The sequence below is a fragment of the Nocardioides zeicaulis genome (assembly GCF_042432345.1).
Lineage (GTDB): Bacteria > Actinomycetota > Actinomycetes > Propionibacteriales > Nocardioidaceae > Nocardioides > Nocardioides zeicaulis.
The window spans coordinates 282,276-304,208 of the sequence record NZ_JBHLXH010000001.1 but is presented as its reverse complement, the minus strand read 5'-3'; the positions used below and the strand labels follow the sequence as shown (position 1 = coordinate 304,208).

Annotated in this window: 20 protein-coding genes; 18 read left to right on the top strand and 2 right to left on the bottom strand. The window is 68.5% G+C overall.

Going from position 1 to position 21,933, the window contains the following annotated elements; genetic code table 11:
• Window positions 1-69 precede the first annotated feature (69 nt).
• A complete protein-coding gene (locus ACFFJG_RS01575) occupies window positions 70-1,068 on the top strand; it encodes a carbohydrate ABC transporter permease (RefSeq protein WP_378516861.1) in 999 nt (332 codons plus the stop codon).
• A 2-nt stretch (window positions 1,069-1,070) separates the two neighbouring features.
• Window positions 1,071-1,997, top strand: coding sequence for a carbohydrate ABC transporter permease (locus tag ACFFJG_RS01570; RefSeq protein ID WP_378516860.1), 927 nt, complete (start codon window positions 1,071-1,073; stop codon window positions 1,995-1,997).
• A gap of 231 nt (window positions 1,998-2,228) precedes the next feature.
• Here the strand turns inward: ACFFJG_RS01570 and ACFFJG_RS01565 are convergent, their stop codons facing one another.
• Window positions 2,229-2,975 carry a LysE family translocator gene (locus ACFFJG_RS01565; protein ID WP_378516859.1) on the bottom strand — a complete coding sequence of 249 codons (747 nt, stop codon included), beginning with the start codon at window positions 2,973-2,975 and terminating at the stop codon, window positions 2,229-2,231.
• A 207-nt stretch (window positions 2,976-3,182) separates the two neighbouring features.
• Here ACFFJG_RS01565 and ACFFJG_RS01560 point away from each other — a divergent pair, with 207 nt between their 5' ends.
• Together ACFFJG_RS01560 and ACFFJG_RS01555 are read left to right on the top strand one after the other, a co-directional pair.
• On the top strand, window positions 3,183-3,647 hold the full coding sequence (locus ACFFJG_RS01560) for an Lrp/AsnC family transcriptional regulator (RefSeq protein WP_378516858.1): 465 nt from the start codon (window positions 3,183-3,185) through the stop codon (window positions 3,645-3,647).
• A 59-nt stretch (window positions 3,648-3,706) separates the two neighbouring features.
• Entirely contained in the window at window positions 3,707-4,534 is an 828-nt protein-coding gene (locus tag ACFFJG_RS01555) for an SDR family oxidoreductase (protein ID WP_378516857.1), read from the top strand.
• A 150-nt stretch (window positions 4,535-4,684) separates the two neighbouring features.
• Here ACFFJG_RS01555 and ACFFJG_RS01550 read toward each other — a convergent pair whose 3' ends face one another.
• The gene (locus ACFFJG_RS01550) at window positions 4,685-5,548 is read right to left on the bottom strand and encodes a helix-turn-helix transcriptional regulator (RefSeq protein WP_378516856.1); all 864 of its coding nucleotides are present in this window, start codon (window positions 5,546-5,548) and stop codon (window positions 4,685-4,687) included.
• A gap of 198 nt (window positions 5,549-5,746) precedes the next feature.
• On the opposite strand from ACFFJG_RS01550, the gene ACFFJG_RS01545 reads away from it, so the two are divergent.
• The 14 genes from ACFFJG_RS01545 (at window position 5,747) to ACFFJG_RS01480 (ending at window position 21,932) form a co-directional block, all read left to right on the top strand.
• Complete coding sequence (locus ACFFJG_RS01545; RefSeq protein ID WP_378516855.1) at window positions 5,747-6,529, top strand: enoyl-CoA hydratase/isomerase family protein; 783 nt, start codon at window positions 5,747-5,749, stop codon at window positions 6,527-6,529.
• Between the two features lie 2 nt (window positions 6,530-6,531).
• A complete protein-coding gene (locus ACFFJG_RS01540) occupies window positions 6,532-7,473 on the top strand; it encodes an MBL fold metallo-hydrolase (protein ID WP_378516854.1) in 942 nt (313 codons plus the stop codon).
• A gap of 130 nt (window positions 7,474-7,603) precedes the next feature.
• Window positions 7,604-9,244, top strand: coding sequence for an AMP-binding protein (locus ACFFJG_RS01535; protein WP_378516853.1), 1,641 nt, complete (start codon window positions 7,604-7,606; stop codon window positions 9,242-9,244).
• Window positions 9,245-9,510: 266 nt separating this feature from the next.
• Window positions 9,511-10,869 (top strand): MFS transporter, encoded by a 1,359-nt coding sequence (locus ACFFJG_RS01530; RefSeq protein WP_378516852.1) that lies wholly within the window; start codon window positions 9,511-9,513, stop codon window positions 10,867-10,869.
• A gap of 125 nt (window positions 10,870-10,994) precedes the next feature.
• A complete protein-coding gene (locus ACFFJG_RS01525) occupies window positions 10,995-11,807 on the top strand; it encodes an amidohydrolase family protein (protein WP_378516851.1) in 813 nt (270 codons plus the stop codon).
• 102 nt (window positions 11,808-11,909) lie between these two features.
• On the top strand, window positions 11,910-12,779 hold the full coding sequence (gene panB / locus ACFFJG_RS01520; protein ID WP_378516850.1) for a 3-methyl-2-oxobutanoate hydroxymethyltransferase: 870 nt from the start codon (window positions 11,910-11,912) through the stop codon (window positions 12,777-12,779).
• Window positions 12,780-13,061: 282 nt separating this feature from the next.
• Window positions 13,062-14,228 (top strand): CaiB/BaiF CoA transferase family protein, encoded by a 1,167-nt coding sequence (locus ACFFJG_RS01515; protein ID WP_378516849.1) that lies wholly within the window; start codon window positions 13,062-13,064, stop codon window positions 14,226-14,228.
• Entirely contained in the window at window positions 14,225-15,367 is a 1,143-nt protein-coding gene (locus ACFFJG_RS01510; RefSeq protein WP_378516848.1) for an acyl-CoA dehydrogenase family protein, read from the top strand. The genes ACFFJG_RS01515 and ACFFJG_RS01510 overlap by 4 nt, the downstream gene beginning before the upstream one ends.
• A complete protein-coding gene (locus ACFFJG_RS01505) occupies window positions 15,364-16,506 on the top strand; it encodes an enoyl-CoA hydratase/isomerase family protein (RefSeq protein WP_378516847.1) in 1,143 nt (380 codons plus the stop codon). Before ACFFJG_RS01510 ends, ACFFJG_RS01505 begins: the two co-directional genes overlap by 4 nt.
• Complete coding sequence (mmsB, locus tag ACFFJG_RS01500) at window positions 16,503-17,474, top strand: 3-hydroxyisobutyrate dehydrogenase (RefSeq protein ID WP_378516846.1); 972 nt, start codon at window positions 16,503-16,505, stop codon at window positions 17,472-17,474. The genes ACFFJG_RS01505 and mmsB overlap by 4 nt, the downstream gene beginning before the upstream one ends.
• Window positions 17,471-18,280, top strand: coding sequence for an enoyl-CoA hydratase (locus ACFFJG_RS01495; protein ID WP_378516845.1), 810 nt, complete (start codon window positions 17,471-17,473; stop codon window positions 18,278-18,280). The genes mmsB and ACFFJG_RS01495 overlap by 4 nt, the downstream gene beginning before the upstream one ends.
• Window positions 18,281-18,400: 120 nt before the next feature.
• The gene (locus tag ACFFJG_RS01490; RefSeq protein ID WP_378516844.1) at window positions 18,401-19,903 is read left to right on the top strand and encodes an aldehyde dehydrogenase family protein; all 1,503 of its coding nucleotides are present in this window, start codon (window positions 18,401-18,403) and stop codon (window positions 19,901-19,903) included.
• Window positions 19,904-19,931: 28 nt separating this feature from the next.
• Window positions 19,932-21,110, top strand: coding sequence for a thiolase family protein (locus tag ACFFJG_RS01485; protein ID WP_378516843.1), 1,179 nt, complete (start codon window positions 19,932-19,934; stop codon window positions 21,108-21,110).
• 3 nt (window positions 21,111-21,113) lie between these two features.
• Window positions 21,114-21,932, top strand: coding sequence for an enoyl-CoA hydratase/isomerase family protein (locus ACFFJG_RS01480; RefSeq protein WP_378516842.1), 819 nt, complete (start codon window positions 21,114-21,116; stop codon window positions 21,930-21,932).
• The last annotated feature ends 1 nt before the right edge of the window (window position 21,933 follow it).

The following is a 21,933-nucleotide window of genomic DNA, read 5'->3' as shown; positions in this document are numbered from 1 at the left end:
GCGGGGGACTTGGGGCTCATGGGTTCAGGCCCCAGGTCCCCCGCTTCCAGCGACACGAAGGACACGGCGATGGCAGTGATCACCTCCGAAACCATCCAGGCCGAGACGGGGCCGCCGAAACCGAGGAAGCAACGAGGTGCTCGCTTCAGAGCAGCACCCTGGGCGCTCCTGCCCAGCCTGGGCGTGTCAGCGATCTTCGTCTACGGCTTCATTGCCTTCAGCCTGTGGATCTCGTTCTCCAACTGGAAACGACCGACGGCTCGCGACTTGTCGCTGCGTTCCCCGCTGGGAGCCACCTACAAGGAACTGTTCCAAGAGCAGCGCTTCCAGGCCGACCTGCGCAACATGGTCGTCTTCACCGTGGGGTTCCTCCTGCTGGCGATCATCGGCGGGCTGGTCACGGCTGTCCTCGTAGACCGCGTCGTGATTGGTAAGGGACTCTTCCGCTCGGTGTTCCTCCTGCCCTACGCGCTGAGTTTCATCGTCACGGGCGTCGCCTTCCGATGGATCTTCAACCCGACCTCCGGAATCAACGTCGTCCTGACAAAGCTCGGCGTCGACAATCCTCCGGGCTGGACCACCGACACGAATGTCTTCGCGGTTCTCTACGGCCCGGCAGAGGCGATCAGGATTGAGATCGGCATCCCGGTCGCGCTGATCCCCATCGTGCTCGCGGCCGCTTGGCAACTCATGGGGTTCTCGATGGCCATGTACTTGGCCGGACTGTCCTCGATCCCGCACGACGAGATGGAGGCAGCCTCGGTCGACGGCGCCACCTCGTGGCAGACCCTGCGGCACGTCATCCTCCCGCAGCTCTGGCCCTCGACCGTGACGTGCTTCGTCCTCTTGCTTCACATCGCACTCAAGATCTTCGACCTCGTCGTCGCCATGTCGGGCTCCGGGCCGGGCTTCGTGACGGACGTACCCGGCATCTACGTCTTCGACGCGATGACCAAGAGCCAGCGCTACGACAAGGGCACCGCAGCAGCGCTCGTCGTGTTCGCGCTGACCTGTCTGGTCATCGTGCCCTACCTCGCTCGCAGCTACCGCACCGAGAAAGGCCGCTGACCATGAGCACCATCGCCGTCGACGATCCCGCCGACACCTCCATCCAGGACGGCGGTGGCCCACCCGAGGACGCGCCTCGCGCTGCGAGCAGGCCGAGCAAGCCATCGAGGCGTCGCAGGCCAAGGAGTTGGGCCGAATGGGCGATCCTGGGCGCGTGCGTGCTCCTGCTCGCCTGGTTCGCGCTGCCTCTCTACGTGGTCGTCGCAACAGCCCTCAAAGGGAGCGCCGCTGGCACGACCTCGTTCCTCAGCCCTCCCACCTCGATCGACCTCGAAGGTTTCCGGGTGGCCTGGGACAGCTTGCACGGCAACCTGTGGAACTCCCTGCAGATCGCCGTCCCGGGCACGATCATCTCGTGCCTCATCGGTGCTCTCAACGGGTTCGTCCTGGCCAAGTCGCCGTTCCGGGGGTCCAACCTCCTTTTCACCCTGATGCTCCTAGGGATGTTCATTCCGTTCCAGTCGATCATCATCCCGCTGTTCCAGTTCCTCATCGCCCTCAACCTCACCGGCACGCTGCCCGGGGTGACACTGGTCCACATCATCTACGGCATCCCGATCACGACCCTGATCTTCCGCAACTACTACGAGTCGATCCCAACGGCCGTAGTCGAAGCAGCCGAACTCGACGGCTGCGGACTCTTCGGCACGTTCTTCCGAATCATCCTGCCGCTGTCCTGGCCCGGGTTCGTCGTGGCTGGCATCTTCCAGTTCACCAACATCTGGAATGACTTTCTGTTCGGCCTGGTCGTCACTAACCAGCAGACCTGGCCGGTCACCGTGAAGCTGAACAACCTCATCGGCACGACCACGGTGGACTACGGCAGCCTCATGGCCGGCGCCATGCTCGTGGCCGCGCCGACGCTCCTCGTCTACGTCGTCCTCGGAAAGTTCTTCATCTCCGGGCTGACGGCAGGCTCGGTCAAGTAGATCAGCGTGGTCGCGAGCGTCTACGACATCTGCGGCCAGCTGCCGCACTTCGGCTGTTGCATCACCAGCCGCGACGGCAAGAAGCCGACGCCTGACAGGGTTAACCCACGCGCCCGGCGACGCCGACGAGCCGAGCCCAGCCGGTTCGGGGAGAGACGGTCTGCTGTTCGGTCACGCACCCGGCGCCATCCGGCAGACGACGGTGTCGACGGCCGATACCACTGCGACCCGTCAGCGGAACAACTGTTCGACGACAAGTACTGCTCCGATGACGACCATCGCTGCACCTGAAACCCTGGTGACCGCTCGCGCGGCTCCTGGGCGTGCCCGGAGCATCTTCCTCGCGCTAGTCGCGACCAGCGAGTACACGAGCGCGCAGCTCGCGACGTGGACGAGCCCGAGGGCCACGATCTGACAGGCGACCGGCCATGCCTCGTCAGGGTCTATGAACTGCGGGAGAAGCGCCAGGAAGAGAAGGAACACCTTGGGATTGAGACCGCTGACACCAAGACCGCGTGCTGCTTGCGGCATCCATCCTTCAGCGCCACAGCTGCTCCCGTCGTGCATGCCGTCGGCCGGCAGGTGACCGAAACTCGTGGCGGCGCCGTTGGTCAGACTCTGGGCGGCACTGCGATTGGTAGCGGACTGAGCGGCGGATGAGGCGACGCCAACAGGCTCGGGCTCCTGAGTGGTCCCCACGTCGGGGCTCCGCAGCATCCCCACCCCTAACCACACCAGGTACGCCGCCCCAGAGATGGTCATCGCCATGAGTACCGTCGGCGAGCCTGCGAGGAGGGCAGCAACGCCGGCCGCGACGGCCAGCGTGGCGATGACGTGGCCGGCGAGGAGGCCGGCGATGGCCGGCCCGATCGAGCGGTGGCGCAATCCAGCGGTAATTGCGTAGGCCCAGTCGGCGCCCGGGGTGATGACGAACAGGATCGAGACGGCCCAGAAGGCGGCGAACGTACTGATGTCCATGGCTACATCCGTGTGGAGGGTGGGAAGGGAACGGCAACCGTCCGGCAAGGCTCGCGATCTACCCGAGCCGGTCGTCGGCGGGAGTACCGGCGAGACGGATCGGCGGCCTAAGTGGCCGGTGGCTTGTCAGCGAGGTTAGACCGGATTCAGCGGAAAGTGCTTCCAACTTCTAGCCCGTGAGCGCTTGTTCGGGGCAAGATCATCTCTGTGGATGATGTTGACCGGAGAATTCTTGCGGAACTGCAGCGCGATGGTCGTCGGACTCTGACCGACCTGGCCGAAAGTGTCGGCGTCAGCGCCTCCCCGTGCCACCGCAGGCTCCGTGCGCTCGAACGCGACGGCGTCATCATCGGATACCGGGCGTTGCTGGACCCGACTGCGCTGGGGTTCACCTTCGAGGCCGTCGTCTTCGTGAGCATGCGGCACGGCGACACCGACACCGTCGCGGCGTTCGAGGCTGCTCTGGGCGAGGTGCCCGAGGTGCGCGACGCCCACCGCCTGTTCGGCGACCCCGACTACGTGCTGAACGTGGTGGCCCGCGACTTGGCAGCCTTCACCCAGCTCTACGACGAGCAACTGGCGGCGTTGCCCGGTGTGGACCGGCTGCGGTCGACTCCGGTGATGAGGACGGTGGTCGCCGACCGGCCCCTACCTCCTTTCGTGGGTCTGTGAGATGACGCTCCCCCCGGGGGGATTCCCCTGCGCTCGAGGGCCGACCTACATTCCGCGGCATGACGAGACTCAACGGACGAACCCTTCTCATGTCCGGCGGCAGCCGCGGCATCGGCCTGGCCATCGGCGTAGCAGCGGCACGTGAAGGCGCCAACGTGGTGCTCTTGGCCAAGACCGACGTACCCGACCCGCGCCTGGCCGGAACCATCCACACCGCGGCCGCGGAGATCGAGGCTGCAGGCGGCCAGGCCCTCCCCGTCGTGGGCGACGTCCGCGACGAAGCGTCGGTCGAGAACGCCGTCGCCCAGGCCGTGGATCGGTTCGGCGGCATCGACATCGTCGTCAACAACGCCTCGGCGTTGGCGCTCGACCCGACCGAGCAGCTGCCGATGAAGAGGTTCGACCTCATGCAGGCCATCCAGCTGCGCGGCACCTACCTGCTCACCAGCAAGGCATTGCCGTACCTGCGCAAGAGCGAGAACGCACACGTCCTGTCGCTGTCACCGCCGCTGAACATGTCGCAGAAGTGGCTCGCAGCCCACCCCGCGTACACGCTCGCGAAGTACGGGATGTCGCTGACCACGCTGAGCATCGGCGCGGAGTACGCCGAGCACGGCGTCGCCGCGAACTGCCTGTGGCCCCAGACGCTCATCGCGACCGCGGCGGTACAGAACATGCTCGGCGGCGACGAGGCCATGGCCTCAGCGCGCAGCCCTCAGATCGTGGCCGACGCCGCCATCGAGATCATCACCCGCCCGGCACGTGAGTGCACGGGCAACACGTTCCTCGACGTCGACGTCCTCGCTGCGGCCGGCGTTACGGACCTCAGCGCCTATGGCACCGGCAGTGACCTCGAGTACGACATCTTCGTCGACCCGCCTGCCTGAGGGCCTGCTGCCGAAGGAGCTCAACGAGGTGCCGACCGCGTCCAGCTGAGGGGTCCAGCTGAGGGCGACGTCGACGATGTTCGACCGGCGTAAGCCCTCACTCAATGGCCAACCCACCACTACGTGTGCCTGAAGCAGGTGTGGGTCGACTCAGCGGATGAGTCCCGCTTCGCGGGCCACGAGGGTGGCCTGGACGCGGTTGGCGGCGTGCAGCTTGCGCATCGCGGTCTTCAGGTACGACTTCACGGTGTTCGGGAGGAGGCCAAGCGCTTCACCGATCTCGGCGTTGCTCAGGCCGCGGGCCACAGCCTCCAGAACGTCGACCTCACGCGGTGCCAGCGGCGAGACGGAGCCGGTCGCCGCAGCGGAGGGGGGCTTGGGAGCAAACCGGTCGCGCATGGCCTCCATCTTCGCGCGCAGAGTCGCGTCCTGGATCTGGCTGGCGAGGTCCCCGAGCTCCGCGGCGATGTCACGCAGCTCATCGCGGGTCAGGCCGTTGTCGGCCGGCGCCGGGACCGACGCACGGAACATCGCCAGCCGGCGGCGGACCTCGTCGTCAACGGCGATCTCCCGCTCGAGCTTGCGAATCAGAGGGGCAAGGCTGTCGAACCACCGGTCACCCAACCCGACCTGGGTGCGGTTGCACAGGTAGATGCCCCACCGCGGCTGGCCCTCGACGATCACCGGCAGCACCGCGACCGTTTCGATCGCCTCGGGGCGCACCGCGTGGTCGTAGGCGTGGGTGATGCCTTGCGCGGCAAGGTAGCTCGTCACTGACACGGGACGCCCCAGGGACAGGGCCTTGCCACCGACCCCGGCTCCGCTGCGGACAGCCAGGTTCGCGACCGAGCGTGTCCGCGTTCCGCAGAACTCGGTGATCTCGAGCGCCGATGCGCCTCGAAGCACCTGGGCGCCGAAGGCCATGTCCATGCCGCCACGGACGCGGAATGTCTCGAGCGTGCGCGGCATGACGCGCTTCGCGAAGGGCAGCTCGGGCTCGAGAGTGGTGATCATCGGTTCCTCCATGTGCAGCAATCTCTTTCGAGAGTAAGTGAGGGCCGTCACAAGAGCCACCGGTACCCACGAAAGTGGGTGTCAGCAATTTCACCACCTGCCTAGCGTCTCCAGCGCACGGCAGCCGGTTCGTCACCGTCGAACCACAAGTTGCTCGGAACGACCACCGCACGTCGAGAACACCCACGAAGGAGCGTCATGAGCTGGACCATCGACCGACACGGCCGCGTTGCCGTCGTCACGATGAACACCAACCCGGTCAACGCGCAGAACCGTCAGTTCTTCGCCGACCTTCACGACGCATTCGACAGCCTCGAGAGCGACTATCCCGATGCCCCAGTTGTGCTGACCAGCACGGGCAAGCGGTTCTCCGCCGGCCTCGACCTCGACGAGCACTTCCGGCTCTTTGCCGGCCACCGCGACCACGTCGAGTCCTGGTTCGCCGACTACCGCGCCACCAACATGCGGCTCTTCACCTATCCCCGCCCGACCGTGGCTGCAGTCAACGGGCACGCCTTCGCCGGCGGTCTCATCACTGCCGCCGTGTGCGACCACCGAATTGCGGCCGACGACCCCGACGCCCGCTTCGGCATCAACGAGGTCCCCATCGGCATCCCCATGCCTGCGGTCTACCTGCGCATGCTCCAGTACGCTTGGGGCGAGCCGGTCGCCGCTCGGCTCAGCCTCCACGGCGACGTGTTCACCGCGGCCCAGGTCAACGGGCTGGGCGTTGTGCACTCCCTGGCCCCGGCCGACGAGCTCCTCGAGAGGGCCATCGCGGTCGCTGAGCTCACCCCGGCCGACTGCATCGAGGCCTACGCGTACAGCAAGAAGGCCCTGCAGGCCCCCGCTCTGCGCGACATCGCCGTTCTCTCCGACGTCCTCGACCAGCAGCTCCCGGACGGCATGACCAGCACAGAGTCCCGCCACGCCCACCGCCGCTACTGGGAGCAGCTCAAGGGCCGCGCCGCAGACTGGTGACCATGACGCCTCCTAGCAGCCACGCAAGCGAGCCGGAGGGGGATCTGCCCGACTGGATCGTGTGGCAGCAACGCCCGTTCCCCGACGCCAACCTGCTCCTCCTCAACGGCGCCACCCCGGCGTTGATCGACAGCGGCTACCGCTCGCACGCCACCGCCACCGTCGACTGGGTGGCCCGCCGCACCCGCGACCTGGAGCTGGTGGTGAACACGCACTGGCACAGCGACCACGTCGGCGGCAACGCCCTGCTCCAGCACAGAGGAGCCGGCATCGCCGCCAGCGTTGTGGATGCTGAGGCGCTCAACGGTGACGCGCCCGACTGCTGTCTCTCGAAGTACCTCGACCAGCCGGTCGACCCCTACGTCGTCGACCAGCCTCTGGCTGACGGCGACATCATCCGCCTAGGCAACGCCGACTGGCAGGTCGTGGCAACACCGGGCCACACCCCGGGACACCTGGCGTTCTGGCAGCCCGAGGAACGCGTCCTTGCTGTCGGAGATCTGCTTTCCACCTACGACGTCGGGTGGGTCAACCTCGCTCTCGACGGACCAGCTGTCGCAGCGACCGCACTCGAGTCTCTACAACGGGTCACCGACCTCCAGCCCCGGACACTGCTACCCGCCCACGGAGCACTCCCAAGGGACAGCGCCGCCGCCCTGGATGCCGCCCTGCGTCGTGCGCAACGACTCGTGGACGACCCCACTGGTGCGGTCTGGTACGGCGCCCGCCGCATCTTCGCGTTTGCGCTGATGATCCGCCACGGCATCGCCACCAGCCAGGTGGAGGACTACCTCGTGGCTCGAGACTGGGTTCTCGACGCAGCTCGGCTTCTCGAGCTCGAACCCGTGGAACTGGCCCGCGAGCTCGTCGCCTCGATGACCGCCAGCGGCGCCGTCGCCGTCAGCGACGGTCAGCTCCGCGCGACAGCCGACTACAGCCTCTGACCGTTCACGCGAAAGCTGGGATGCGGATGCCCCACGAAAGTGGGCAGTCAGTTCACCTCGTTGCGACGAGCATCGGTTCACCCGAGGACACCGATCCCGCGACGGAAGCGTCGCCGCCCAGGAGAACACGATGAACGCCACGCCGAACCCCGCCCTGAGCTACGCAGCCGGACCGACCGACCAGCCGCTGCTGGACGTCACCATCGGCGACCACCTCGACCTGACGGTGTCGCGGTTTCCCGACCGCGAGGCACTGGTCGACGTCCCGTCGGGGCGACGATGGACCTACCGCCAGCTGAAGGACGACGTCGACGCACTCGCGTCCGCGCTCATCGACGACGGCATCGAGCAGGGCGACCGAGTCGGGATCTGGGCACCCAACTACCCCGAATGGGTCCTCGTCCAGCACGCCACCGCCAAGATCGGCGCCATCCTGGTCACCATCAACCCGGCCTACCGCACCAGCGAGCTCGAGTACGCGCTCAACAAGGCCGGGATCCGCACCCTGTTCGCGGTCGAGTCCTTCAAGACCTCGAACTACTCCGACATGGTCGCCGAAGTTGCCGAGCGGTGCCCGGCCCTGCGACGCAGCGTGTACTTCGGCACCCCGGAATGGGACGCGTTGCTCGAACGCGGGCGCAGCCTGCCGCCCGAACCGCGCCAGACGCGCCAGGCCGGTCTGCGACCTGACGACCCGATCAACATCCAGTACACCTCGGGCACCACGGGGTTCCCCAAGGGCGCGACGCTCAGCCACCGCAACATCCTCAACAACGGCTACTTCGTCGGCTCACTGGTCGGCTACTCCGAGATCGACCGGATCTGCGCTCCCGTGCCGTTCTACCACTGCTTCGGGATGGTGATGAGCAACCTCGCAGCCGTCGCACACGGCGCCTGCGTGGTCATCCCCTCCCCGGCATTCGACCCACGTGCCGCCCTGGAAGCCGCCGCGAACGAGAGGTGCACCTCCCAGTACGGCGTGCCCACCATGTTCATTGCCATGCTCAGCCAGCCCGACTTCGACTCCTACGACCTCTCCGCCATGCGCACCGGCATCATGGCCGGCTCGCCGTGCCCCGTCGAGGTGATGAAGCAGATCACCGCGTGGGCCCCCGAGGTGGCGATCTGCTACGGCATGACCGAGACCTCACCGGCCTCCACCCAGACCCTCCCGCACGACTCGCTCGAGGCTCGAGTCTCGACCGTCGGCCGCGTCCACCCGCACGTCGAAGCCAAGGTCATCGACCCCGACACCGGCGAGGTTGTCGCGCGCGGAACGGCAGGAGAGCTGTGCAACCGCGGCTACTCGGTGATGCTCGGCTACTGGGACGACCCCGAGAAGACCGCCGAGGCCATCGACACCGACGGCTGGATCCACACCGGCGACCTCGCGGTCATGGACGACGACGGGTTCATCGCCATCACCGGTCGCATCAAGGACATGGTCCTGCGCGGCGGGGAGTGCATCTACCCACGTGAGATCGAAGAGTTTCTCTACACCCACCCCGACATCCTCGACGCCCAGGTCATCGGCGTCCCCGACGCCACCTACGGCGAGGAGCTCATGGTCTGGGTCCGACTGCGCAACGGCGCCCCCACGATGGACGCCGGCTCACTGAAGGACTTCGCCTCCGGCAAGCTCGCCCGCTACAAGATCCCCCGCTACGTCTACGTGGTCGACGAATTCCCGATGACCGTGACCGGAAAGATCCGCAAGGTTGAGATGCGCGAACACTCCGTGGAGATGCTCGGCCTCACCACCGCCAGCTGACGCGCGTCCGAACAACCCTGCGAAAAGCACCCAGGCACCCAGGCGCCCAGGCACGGGCACCCGCAACCCTCCAGGTAGCGGGTGCCCGTCGTCATGCCCGAGGCACGACCTGTCCGAAGCCCACGAAGAACCGCGGGCTAGCCCCGAAAGAAGGGGCCACCAGCCCTACCCACCATGGAGGGTGCACACCTACAGGTGACCGCGCTCACACTCTCGCAATCCAGTCCCGCCGCTGACGAGCGGGACACGTCCATGCAGGAGTTCACATGTCCCGGACCACCACCGAGGCGCACGGCGACGCCAAGACAATGCGACGCGTCGCATTCGCCAGCGGCACCGGCACCACCATCGAGTTCTACGACTTCTTCATCTACGGCACCGCCGCCGCGCTGGTCTTCCCGACCGTGTTCTTCCCCGCGCTCGGGTCCACCGCCGGCACCGTCGCCTCGTTCGCCACCTACGCAGTCGCGTTCGGCGCCCGCCCCCTCGGCGCCCTGCTCTTCGGCCACTTCGGGGACCGACTGGGCCGCAAGACGACCCTCATCACGACGCTCCTGCTCATGGGTGTCGCGACCGTTCTCATCGGCCTGATCCCCAGCTCAGACAGCATCGGCGTCGCCGCCCCGATCATCCTCATCGCACTGCGCATCTGCCAGGGCCTGGCCGTCGGCGGCGAGTGGGCCGGTGCCACGCTCCTCGCGGCCGAGTACGCGCCCCCGACCAAGCGCGGCCTGTACGCCATCTTCCCGCAGCTCGGTCCGGCGATCGCGTTCGCGCTCTCCAGTGGCACGTTCCTCATCGTCAACCAGTTCGTCGGCGAGACCTCGGACGCCTTCGTCACGTGGGGCTGGCGCATCCCGTTCATCGCCAGCGCGCTGCTCGTCCTCGTCGGGCTCTACGTCCGCCTCAAGGTCGAGGAGACGCCTGTGTTCAAGCGCCAGGCCGCCGAGGCCGCCAACAACCCCGCCCCCAAGGGCTCCGTGCTCGAGGTGTTCTGGAAGCAGCCCCGCGAGCTCCTCCTCGCCGGTGGCGCGCTGGCCATGATGTTCGCGTTCTTCTACACAGGCACCGCCTACCTCACCGCCTACGGCACCACGGCCCTCGGCCTCGAGCGCGGCACCGTGCTCTCGCTGGGCATCGGCGCCTCGGTGATCTTCGCGGCCTCGGTGATCGTGTCCAACCTGTACTCCGACCGCGTCGGGCGCCGCAAGGTCGTCATCGGCTCCTGCGTGCTGTCAATCCCGTGGGGCTTCGCGTTGTTCCCCATCCTCGACAACGGCACCCCGCTCGCCTTCTTCATTGGGCTGTCGCTGACGCTGTGCATCATGGGCATCTCCTACGGCCCGGCCGGAGCGCTCCTGCCGGAGATGTTCCAGACCCGCTACCGCTACACCGGCGCCGGCATGGCCTACGCCATCGCCGCCGTCATCGGCGGCGGTACGGCCCCCATCCTCGCCACCGACCTCACCGCCGACCACGGCAGTGGAGCCGTCGGCTGGATGCTCGCCGGGTTCGGTCTCCTCAGCCTCCTGTGCGCGCTGGCCATGCCCGAGACCCAGCACCGTGCCCTCGAGGGCCAGCCGACCCCGACCGAGAAGCGGCACCCGATCCCCGAGACCGCCTGACGCACCCCGCTCGCCTGCCCCGGACCGGACACCCCGGTCCGGGGCAGGAGCACGATGAACTACCGAACGCCCGACCCCAAGCTCAACGCCCAACGCCCACTCCGAACAAGAAGGCTCCCTCCCCAATGACCGTCGATGCCTGGCTTCAGCACCCGACCGCTCGATTCTCGCGGCACGAGATGTTCGACTCGCTGCGACGGTGGTCGTCTTGGCCGACGCTGGACGACGAGCTCGACTTGAAGGCCACCGACGCCGCCCTTGACGAGGCCGGAGTCGACATCGGGCTGCTCTCGGCGTGGCACTCCCCGCGCGACGGCGCCATGATCTCCAACGACGAGGTCGCCGCCTGGGTGCAGCAGCATCCCGAGCGCTACCGCGGCGTCGCGTCAGTCGACCTGGCCCGTCCCGTCCCGGCCGTCCGCGAGTTGCGCCGCATGGTGCGCGACCACGGATTCGTCGCCCTACGGGTGCTCCCGTGGCTCTGGGAGGTTCCGCCCACGCACCCGCTCTTCTACCCCCTCTACGCCGAGTGCGTCGACCTCGACATCCCCATCTGTACCCAGGTCGGCCACACCGGGCCGCTACGGCCCAGCGAAGTCGGCCGCCCCATTCCGTACATCGACCAGATCGCCATCGATTTCCCCGACCTCAAGATCGTCTGCGGCCACATCGGCTACCCGTGGACGACCGAGATGATCGCCGTCGCCGACAAGCACCCCAACGTCTACATCGACACCAGCGCCTACACCGCCCGCCGCTACCCGGTTGAGCTCGTCGACTACATGCGCGGCCGTGGACGCAAGCGCGTCCTGTTCGGCACCAACTACCCGATGATCACCCCAGCGAAGGCACTGTATGGTCTCGCCGACCTGAACCTCGACGAGCAGATCGCCGCCGACTTCCTCGACGGTAATGCCCGCCGCGTCTTCGCGTTGTAGGTCCACTGCAAGAGGCCACCAGTCCCCACGGGACTCTCGCCGTACCCCTCCGTTCTCGAGCAGGGACCTTTGGCTCACTCGAACCCCAGCAAGGACATCGACATGACAGCCAACGCACCCGAGACGCACGCCGCCTACGGCGCCGACGCCGCTTCCACCCCGACAAGGCGCGCGCCGATCAAGCGCGTTCGCACGCACCACCTGCAGGACATGAAGGACCGAGGCGAGAAGTTCACGATGCTCACCTCCTACGACACCTACACCGCCCAGGTGTTCGACGAGGCCGGCATCGACGTCCTCCTCATCGGCGACTCCGCATCCGGCGTCGTCTACGGCCACCCGAACTCGCTGCCCATCACCGTCGACGAGCTGATCCCGCTGGCCCGTGCCGTCGCCAAGAGCACCAGCCGGGCCCTGGTCATGGGCGACCTCCCGTTCGGGTCCTACCAAGCCTCGCCCGAGCAGGCGTACGCCACCGCGACGCGGTTCATGAAGGAAGCAGGGGTCGCCGCGGTCAAGCTCGAGGGTGGCCGCGACATGGCACCCCAGATCGAGCGCCTGGTGCGAGGTGGCATACCGGTGTGCGCCCACATCGGCTTCACACCCCAGTACGAGCACGCGCTCGGCGGCTACCGCGTCCAAGGACGCAGCGACGCAGCCGCGCAGGTTCTCGCCGACGCACAAGCCGTTCAGAATGCCGGAGCCTTCGCAGTCCTCGTCGAGATGGTGCCGGCCGACCTCGGCGCCGAGCTCACCGCAGCGCTCGACGTCCCGACCATCGGCATCGGCGCCGGAAACCAGACCGACGCACAAGTCCTCGTCTGGCAGGACGCGTTCGGCCTCAACACCGGCCGACTGCCTCGCTTCGTCAAGCAGTACGCCGACCTGCACCGAGTACTTCTCGACGCAGCGAGTACCTACGCACGCGAGGTCAAGGACGGCACTTTCCCTGGCCCCGAGCACACCTTCTGAGGCACCGCTCTCAACCAGGGACCCCCTGATCAGCGGTCCATCAAGAGCGCAGATGCTCGGGCGGGATCCACCCGGTTTCGTATCCGCAGAGCCCGGCTGCGACGCACCTCACACGGCGGACCCACGCTCCGTGGCGGCACCCACCGAGCCGATTGCTAGGACTACCTACTATCTAGGGTTCTCGCCTCGTCACAGCTCAGCGAACGTTCTCGCTGAACCACCCCGTGACGAGGAGAACCCATGCGTGCAGCCGAACGGACCAGCCCCTTCGAGGGGGTGCTCGTGGTCGACCTCACCCGTGCTCTGGCCGGCCCGCAGGCGACGATGATGCTGGCCGACCTCGGCGCCCGGGTCATCAAGGTCGAGGCCGCGGCCGGCGACGACAGCCGCCACTGGGGCCCTCCCTTCGTTGGCGACGACGAGGTCTCCACCTACTTCCTGTCCTGCAACCGCAACAAGGAGTCGGTTACCGCCGACCTGAAGTCGACCGAGGGCCGCACACTGCTCGAAGCCCTGGTGCAGCGAGCCGATGTCCTGGTCGAGAACTTCCGTCCGGGCGTCCTGGACCGGCTCGGCTTCTCCCTCGACACCCTCCACCAGCTCAACCCTCGCCTGGTCGTCTGCTCCCTGACCGGGTTCGGACACGACGGACCCGAGGGTCAGCGCCCCGGATACGACCAGATCGCCCAGGGCGAGGCCGGGCTCATGAGCCTCACCGGCGAACCCGACGCACCCACCAAGGTGGGCGTCGCCATCGGGGACCTGCTCGCCGGCATGAACGCTGCGTACGGCATCGCCGCCGCCCTGTTCGAGCGAGAGCACACCGGCCGCGGCCGGGTCGTGCGCACCAGCCTGCTAGCCAGCATTGTCGGCATCCACGCGTTCCAAGGCACTCGGCACACCGTTGCCGGACTCGTGCCCGGCGGCGAAGGGAACCACCACCCCTCGATCGCGCCGTACGGCCTGTTCGAGACCGAGGACGCGCCCATCCAGATCGCGTGTGGCAACGACGCCATCTGGCGCAGGCTGTGCGGAGTCCTTGACCTCGTCGCGGACGACCCGGTCGTAGCCACCAACGCCGACCGTGTCGCCAACCGCCGCCAGCTCACCGCCGTGTTGAACGAGCGGTTGCGCTACGGCCCCGCCGAGCACTGGCTCAGGCTCCTCGACGACGCCGGCGTCCCGGCCGGCCGGGTCCGCACCCTCGACGAGGTCTACGCCTGGGAACAGACCCGCTCCCAGGGCCTGCTCGTCGACGTCGAGCACCCCACCCTCGGCCACCTCCAGTTGCCGGGCCCCGCCTTGCGGTTCGACGACAACGCCTACGCAGGCGCCAGAGCCGCCCATGTCCACCCGCCGCTGCTTGGCGAGCACAACGACACCGTCCGGACCTGGCTAGGCCTCACGCCCGCCGCCGCGGACACGACCGACATGAAGGAGGAGGCATGAGCCTCGACGATGACGACCTGAGAGCGATGATGCAGGCGGTGCGGAAGTTCGCCGAGAGCGAGCTCGCACCCCACGCGCAGGAACGCGACGAGAACAAGCACTTCCCTGTCGACGTCCTCGCCCGCGCCGGCGAGCTCGGCCTCGGCGGCATCTACATCAGCGAGGAGCACGGGGGAGCAGAGCTGCCGCGCACGGTCTCCGTCCGGCTCTTCGAGGAGCTCGCCCGCGGCGACGTCGCCCTCGCCGCCTACATCAGCATCCACAACATGGTCGCCTGGATGGTCGACTCGTTCGCGACCGACGAGGTCCGCGAGGAGTGGCTTCCGGAACTGGCTGGTATGGAGAAGCTCGCCAGCTACTGCCTCACCGAACCCGACGCCGGCTCCGACGCCGCCGCGCTGCGCACCACCGCCGTGCTCGACGGCGACGAGTACGTCCTCAACGGCGTCAAGCAGTTCATCTCCGGTGCCGGCAGCACCCACGTCTACCTCGTCATGGCTCGGACCGGTGACGACGGCCCTCGCGGCATCACCGCGTTCCTCGTCCCCGGCGACAGCCCGGGCCTGTCGTTCGGCGCCAACGAACGCAAGATGGGCTGGAACGCCCAGCCCACCCGGCAAGTCATCCTCGACGGAGTCCGCATCCCCGCCCGCCTGCGCCTCGGCGAAGAGGGCGACGGGTTCGGCATCGCCATGCGCGGCCTCAACGGCGGCCGCCTCAACATCGCCGCCTGCTCCCTTGGCGGAGCGTCGTGGGCCGTCGAACGCGCCAGCACCCACCTGCGCGAACGCATCGCCTTCGGCAAACCGCTCAGCGCCCAGCAGGCCCTCCAGTTCCGCCTCGCCGACATGGAAACCAGCCTCGAGGCGTCCCGTTGTCTGCTCGACCGCGCGGCCACCGCGCTCGACAACGGAGCCCCCGACGCCGTGAAGCTCTGCGCGATGGCCAAGCAGTTCGTCACCGACCACTGCTTCGACGCCGCCAACGCCGCCCTCCAGCTCCACGGCGGCTACGGCTACCTGTCCGAGTACGGCGTCGAGCGCGTCGTACGCGACCTCCGCGTCCACCAGATCCTCGAAGGCACCAACGAGATCATGCGCCTCATCGTCAGCCGCTCCGTCCTCGAAGGCGCAGCATGAGCGACCACAACACCACCCCCGACACTGCTACCGATGTGAACGAGGCGACTGACGCGACGGTCCTGACCGAACGCCGCGGACCCAACGGACGCCTCGGCATCATCACGCTCAACCGGCCGCGCGCCATCAACGCCCTCACCCACGACATGGCCATCCAGATCCGCGCCGTGCTCGAGGAGTGGGCCCGCGACGACGACGTCGAGGCGGTCGCCCTCACCGGCACCGGAGACCGTGGCCTGTGCGCCGGCGGAGACATCGTCGCCATCTACGACGACGCCCGCACCGGCGGCACCGCCACCGAGAACTTCTGGCGCGACGAGTACCACCTCAACGCGTTCATCGCCTCCTACCCCAAGCCGTACGTCGCCCTCATGGACGGCCTCGTCCTCGGCGGCGGAGTCGGACTCTCCGCCCACGCCTCCCACCGGGTCGTCACCGACCGCACCCGCATCGGGATGCCCGAGGTCGGCATCGGGTTCTTACCAGACGTCGGCGGCACTTGGCTGCTCTCAAACGCTCCCGGCGAGCTCGGCACCAAGCTCGCACTCACCGCCGGACACGTCGACGCCGGCGACGCCATCGCCGTCGGGCTGGCCGACCACTACGTGCCCGCCGCGGAACTTGGCACGCTGCTCGACCTCCTCGCCCAGCTGCCCGTCGACGCCGCCCTCGACGAAGTGACCCGCCGCGCCCCCGGCTCAAACCTGCTCCATCAACAGGAATGGATCGACGCCGCCTTCGCCCACGACACCGTCGACGACATCCTCAAGGCCCTCACCGCACGTCCCGAGGACGGCGCCGTAGCCGCGCGCCGCGCCCTGAGCAGGAACTCCCCGACCTCACTCGTCGTGACGCTCCGAGCCCTGCGCTCAGCCCGTGACGTCGCCTCCTTGGAGGACGCGCTCGACCAGGAGTACCGCATCGCGGTCCGCCTGCTTCGCAGCCACGACTTCCCCGAAGGCATCCGCGCCCAGGTCGTCGACAAGGACCGCGACCCGAAGTGGCACCCAGCAACCGTCGCTGACGTCGACCCCGCTGACGTCGACGCCTACTTCGCGCCGCTGGACGACGAGCTCGCCGCACACGCCCACCGCCACGAACCGACCAGCAGCTTCGCCCAGCAAGGAGGAACAGCATGAGCACCCCGGACACCAGCCACAACACCGGCCAGAACACCGGCCAGAACGTCGCGTTCATCGGACTCGGCAACATGGGTGGCCCCATGGCCGCCAACCTCGTCAAGGCCGGCCACACCGTCACCGGCTACGACCCCGTCCCCGCAGCCGCCGAGCAGGCCATCGGCAACGGCATCACCATGGCCGCCTCACCCGCCGACGCCGCGGCGAACGCGGACGTGGTGATCACGATGCTGCCCACCGGCGACCACGTCCTCGACGTCTACCTCGGCCGCCGCGGCAACGACGCGGTGCTCCAGGCAGCACCCGCGGGTGCTCTGTTCATCGACTGCTCCACCATCGCAGTTCAGGACGCGACAGCCGCCGCCCAGCACGCCAACGAGGCGGGTCATCGAGCTGCGGACGCACCTGTGTCCGGCGGTGCCGTCGGCGCAGCCGCCGGGTCGCTCACCTTCATGGTCGGGGCTCCTGCCGACTTCATCGAGGAAGTCAGCTCGATCCTCGACCCGATGGCCGGCCGCGTCGTCCACTGCGGCGAGCCGGGCGCCGGGCAGGCCGCGAAGATCTGCAACAACATGATCCTCGGCATCTCGATGATCGCCGTGTCCGAGGCCTTCGTCCTCGGCGAGCGACTCGGGCTCACCCACCAGGCCCTGTTCGACGTCGCCTCTACCGCCTCAGGCCAGTGCTGGGCGCTCACCACCAACTGTCCGGTCCCCGGGCCGGTCCCCACCAGTCCCGCCAACCGCGACTACGCACCCGGGTTCGCATCCCCCCTCATGGCCAAGGACCTCACCCTGGCGATGAAGGCCGCCGACCTCACCGACACCGACGCCAGGCTCGGGCAGATGGCCACCAACATCTACCGCCAGTTCGGGATGGGCGAGGGCCGCGAGAGCGACTTCTCCGCCATCATCAACGAGATCCGCAAGGAGCCCGTCGAGGGCCTGCACGTGGAGCGCACCGCATGAGCGCCACCGAGTACGCCACCGACGCCACGCAGCAGACGACCGAGCACATCACCGTCGAGTGGCGCGGCCGGGTCGGGATCATCACCCTCAACCGCCCGCACGCGCTCAACGCCCTCAACCTCGCACTCGGTGCCGAGGTCGTCGCGGCGGCCGCCGCCATGGACACCGACCCGAGCATCGGCGCCATCGTGCTCACCGGCTCGGAGAAGGCGTTCGCAGCCGGCGCGGACATCAAGGAGATGGCCGGACGCAGCTACGCCGACGTCATCCGCGAGGACTTCTTCTCCGTCTGGGACCGCTTCGCCGCCGTCCGCACACCCACCATCGCCGCCGTCTCCGGGTACGCCCTCGGTGGTGGCTGCGAGGTCGCGATGATGTGCGACCTCCTCATCGCCGCCGAGAACGCCAGGTTCGGGCAACCCGAGATCACCCTCGGCACCATGCCCGGCATAGGCGGCACCCAACGGCTGGCACGTGCCGTCGGCAAGGCCAAGGCCATGGACCTCGTCCTCACCGGCCGCATGATGGACGCCGAGGAAGCCGAACGCGCGGGCCTCGTCTCCCGCATCGTCACCACCGACACGCTCCTCGACGAGACGCTCGCCATCGCCGAGAAGATCGCCTCGATGTCGCTGCCTGCCGCCTACGCGGCCAAGGAAGCCGTCGCCCACGCCCACGAGTCCACTCTCGCTGCCGGCGTCCAGTTCGAGCGGCGCACCTTCCACGCCACCTTCGCGCTCGCCGACCGTGCCGAGGGCATGGCCGCGTTCGTCGAGAAGCGCCCGCCGACCTTCACTCACGCCTGACCGGTAGGCAACCCGGACCGCCAGAGGTCCGTGCTCGCAGCCATCGCGACCCGAACCGCGACCCGAACCGCCCCTGACCTCTCACCTAGCCCGCATCGACCTCGTACTGGAGGAAGCACCATGAAGTACCAGACCGTTCTCGAGCTCGACGGCACCGACGTCCCCGACTGGCCCATGTACATCGACGGTGACTGGGTCCCCTCGGTCGCCGGCGACTGGTCCGACGCAGTCTGCCCGTCCCGCGCGGGCACCGTCCTCGCCCGGGTCCCGGCCGGCACCGTCGAGGACGTCGACCGTGCTGTCGCCGCGGCCCGTGCCGCTCACCCCGCCTGGGCCGCGCTGCACTTCACCGCCCGCCAGCGCGCCCTGAACAAGATCGCCGACGCGCTCGAGGCCGACGCCGAGGCGCTCGCCGTCCTCACCGCGCAGGACACCGGCAACGCGCTGCGCACCCAGGCCCGACCCGAGTCCGCCACCCTGGTCGCGCTGTTCCGGTACTTCGCCGGTGTCGCGGGCGAGTTCAAGGGCACCGTGCTGCCGGCCGGGGAGGACCAGCTGCAGTACACCCGCATCGAGAGCCTCGGCGTCGTCGGTTGCGTGCTGCCGTGGAACAGCCCGCTCATGATCGCGGCGATGAAGATCCCCGCCGCGCTCGTCGCCGGCAACACCGTCGTCGTCAAGCCGGCCGAGGATGCGCCGCTGACCATCCTCCGACTCGCCGAGATCGCCGGTGAGCACCTGCCCGCAGGTGTCCTCAACGTCGTCACCGGCCGCGGCAGCGTCGTCGGCGAGGCCATCGTCCAGCACCATGGCATCGACAAGGTGTCCTTCACCGGCTCCACCGAGGTCGGCCGCCACGTCGCCGCGGTGGCGGGTGATCGGCTCGCTCACGTCAGCCTCGAGCTCGGCGGCAAGAGCCCCAACATCGTGTTCCCGTCCGCAGCCACCCCCGACCGCATCACCGCGACCGCCGCTGGTTCGTTGCTCGCGATGCGGTTCACCCGACAGGGCCAGTCCTGCACAGCCGGGTCACGGCTGTTCGTCCACGAGGACGTCTACGACGCCTTCCTCGACGAGCTGGCCCAGCACGTGAGCGCCCTCAAGGTCGGCGACCCCCTCGAGGAGGACACCGACATGGGCACCATCATCAGCGCCAAGCAGCACGAGGCCGTCCGCGCCTACGTCGAGGAAGGCAAGCAGCAGCCCGGCGTTCGGGTCGTGCTCGACGGCAGCGACAACAGCATCGAAGGTCTCGATGGGTTCTACCAGGGCCCGACCATCCTCGCCGGAGCCAGCAACGACTGGCGCATCGCCCGCGAAGAGGTCTTCGGCCCGGTGCTCGTCGTCATCCCGTGGCGCGACGTCGACGACGTCGTCGCCATGGCCAACGACTCCCACTACGGGCTCGCCGCCTACATCTGGTCCGCCGACCTCGACGAAGCCGTCACCACCGCGAACCGCATCCAGTCCGGCTGGGTCCAGGTCAACCAGGGCGGCGGCCAGGTCGTCGGGCAGTCGTACGGCGGCTACAAGGAGTCCGGCATCGGCCGCGAGTTCTCCCTCGAAGGCGCCATCGCCGGGTTCACCCAGACCAAGCAGATCAACATCAAGCTCAACAGCTGAACCATCACCGGGTCAGGAGGAGAACCACATGAAGCAGGAGAAGGTCGTCGTCCTCGACGGCGCACGCACCCCGATCGGCAGCTTCGGCGGCATGTTCAAGGACGTCCCCGGCTTCGAGCTCGGCGCGACCGCCACCCGGGCGGCGCTGAATCGCGCCGGCGTCCAGGCGCACGACGTCGACGAGGTGATCATGGGCTGCATTGGCCAGGTCGGCCCAGATGCCTACAACGCCCGCCGCGTCGCAATCACCGCCGGACTGCCGAACAACGTCCCCGCCTACACCGTGAACCGGCTCTGCGGGTCCGGGCTGCAGGCCGTGTGGTCCGCCGCGATGCAGATGCGATGGGGCGGCGTCGACATCGCCGTCGCCGGCGGCGACGAGTCCATGACCAGGATGCCGTTCTACGACTTCGGCGCCCGCACCGGCTACAAGCTAGGCAACCGTCAGCTCGCCGACGGCACCGTCATGATGCTCACCGACCCCTTCGGCGGCATGCACATGGGCGTCACCGCCGAGAACGTCGCTACCAAGTACGGCGCCAGCCGAACCGAGCAGGACGAGTTCGCCGTCGAGTCCCAGCGCCGAGCCGCCACAACAGAAGCCGCGGCTGCGTTCGCCGAGGAGATCGCCGCCGTCGAGGTGGGCGGCCGCAAGCCGTTCACCGCCGACACCGACGAGCACCCCAAGCCGAACACCACCCTCGACGCCCTGGCCGGTCTACGCCCCGCCTTTGCCGAAGGTGGCACCGTCACCGCCGGCAACTCCTCCGGCATCAACGACGGCGCCGCCGCCCTCGTCCTGGCCAGCGAAACCGTCGCCGACGACCGCGGCCTCACCGGCCTCGTGTCACTCGAGGCCGTCACGACGGCCGCGATGGAACCCGAGCTCATGGGCTACGCACCCGTCCTGGCTCTCAACGCGCTGTTCGAGAAGACCGGTACCGGCCCGGACGACATCGGCATCATCGAGCTCAACGAAGCCTTCGCCGCCCAGGCCGTCGTCTGCATCCGCGACGCCGGCCTCGACCCCGAGCGCGTCAACCCCTACGGCGGCGCCATCGCCCTCGGCCACCCCGTCGGCGCCACCGGTGCCAACCTCACGCTCCGCGTGGCCAAGGACATGGTCCGTCGCGACCTCGAGCTCGGCATCGTCACCATGTGCATCGGCGGCGGCCAGGCACTCGCCGCCCTGTTCCGGCGGGTCTGAACCGTGACCGGCCACGACTCCACCAGCAACACCGGCGAGACTCGCAGCACGGCGCCGGTGCTGCTCGACATCCGCGACGGCGTCGCCACCATCACCCTCAACCGCCCTGAGGCCTCCAACGCCCTCGACCTCGCGACTGCCCACGCCCTTCACGACGCCGTCCGGGAAGCTGACGCCAACGGGTCGGTCGCCGCGGTGCTGGTGCTGGGGGAGGGGCGGCGGTTCTGTGCCGGCGGCGACGTCGCCTCGATGGTCCGAGGCGACGACCGTGCCACCCACCTCGACGAGCTCGCGACCGCAGCTGACGCCGCGCTCGTTGCGTTGGCGGCCATCGACAAGCCGGTCGTGGCGGGCGTCCAGGGAGCCGTCGCCGGTGCGGGGCTGGCCGTCATGCTTTCCTGCGACCTGGTGGTCGCTGAGGCGGACACGAAGTTCCTCGCGGCGTACGCCGGTGTCGGACTGACCCCTGACTGCGGACTCTCCTGGCTGCTGCCCCGCGCCGTCGGGCAACAGCGCGCCCTCGAGCTGCTACTCACCCCGCGCACCCTCGCCGCCGACGAGGCGCTCGCCTGGGGCCTGGTCACCGAAGTCATCACCGCCGACGAGACCGACAGCCCCACCGTCACGGCCGCCGGACGGGCCCGCGCCCTCGCCCGCGCCCTCGCCGACGGCCCTGCCCACGCTCACGGCCAGGCACGCCGCCTGGTCCGCAACGCATGGGCAGTCGACCGGACCACGGCCGGGCGAGACGAGGCCACCACGATCGCCCGCGCCGTCACGCAACCCGCCGCCGCCCAGTTGCTGCAGCGCTTTGCCCGCTGAC

What these genes read in the sequence shown, in the direction of transcription:
- ACFFJG_RS01575 (WP_378516861.1), top strand. Translation starts at nt 70, where the DNA reads ATGGCAGTGATCACCTCCGAAACCATCCAGGCCGAGACGGGGCCGCCG.
- ACFFJG_RS01570 (WP_378516860.1), top strand. Translation starts at nt 1,071, where the DNA reads ATGAGCACCATCGCCGTCGACGATCCCGCCGACACCTCCATCCAGGAC.
- ACFFJG_RS01565 (WP_378516859.1), bottom strand. Translation starts at nt 2,975, where the DNA reads ATGGACATCAGTACGTTCGCCGCCTTCTGGGCCGTCTCGATCCTGTTC.
- ACFFJG_RS01555 (WP_378516857.1), top strand. Translation starts at nt 3,707, where the DNA reads ATGACGAGACTCAACGGACGAACCCTTCTCATGTCCGGCGGCAGCCGC.
- ACFFJG_RS01550 (WP_378516856.1), bottom strand. Translation starts at nt 5,548, where the DNA reads ATGATCACCACTCTCGAGCCCGAGCTGCCCTTCGCGAAGCGCGTCATG.
- ACFFJG_RS01545 (WP_378516855.1), top strand. Translation starts at nt 5,747, where the DNA reads ATGAGCTGGACCATCGACCGACACGGCCGCGTTGCCGTCGTCACGATG.
- ACFFJG_RS01540 (WP_378516854.1), top strand. Translation starts at nt 6,532, where the DNA reads ATGACGCCTCCTAGCAGCCACGCAAGCGAGCCGGAGGGGGATCTGCCC.
- ACFFJG_RS01535 (WP_378516853.1), top strand. Translation starts at nt 7,604, where the DNA reads ATGAACGCCACGCCGAACCCCGCCCTGAGCTACGCAGCCGGACCGACC.
- ACFFJG_RS01530 (WP_378516852.1), top strand. Translation starts at nt 9,511, where the DNA reads ATGTCCCGGACCACCACCGAGGCGCACGGCGACGCCAAGACAATGCGA.
- ACFFJG_RS01525 (WP_378516851.1), top strand. Translation starts at nt 10,995, where the DNA reads ATGACCGTCGATGCCTGGCTTCAGCACCCGACCGCTCGATTCTCGCGG.
- panB (WP_378516850.1), top strand. Translation starts at nt 11,910, where the DNA reads ATGACAGCCAACGCACCCGAGACGCACGCCGCCTACGGCGCCGACGCC.
- ACFFJG_RS01510 (WP_378516848.1), top strand. Translation starts at nt 14,225, where the DNA reads ATGAGCCTCGACGATGACGACCTGAGAGCGATGATGCAGGCGGTGCGG.
- ACFFJG_RS01505 (WP_378516847.1), top strand. Translation starts at nt 15,364, where the DNA reads ATGAGCGACCACAACACCACCCCCGACACTGCTACCGATGTGAACGAG.
- mmsB (WP_378516846.1), top strand. Translation starts at nt 16,503, where the DNA reads ATGAGCACCCCGGACACCAGCCACAACACCGGCCAGAACACCGGCCAG.
- ACFFJG_RS01495 (WP_378516845.1), top strand. Translation starts at nt 17,471, where the DNA reads ATGAGCGCCACCGAGTACGCCACCGACGCCACGCAGCAGACGACCGAG.
- ACFFJG_RS01490 (WP_378516844.1), top strand. Translation starts at nt 18,401, where the DNA reads ATGAAGTACCAGACCGTTCTCGAGCTCGACGGCACCGACGTCCCCGAC.
- ACFFJG_RS01485 (WP_378516843.1), top strand. Translation starts at nt 19,932, where the DNA reads ATGAAGCAGGAGAAGGTCGTCGTCCTCGACGGCGCACGCACCCCGATC.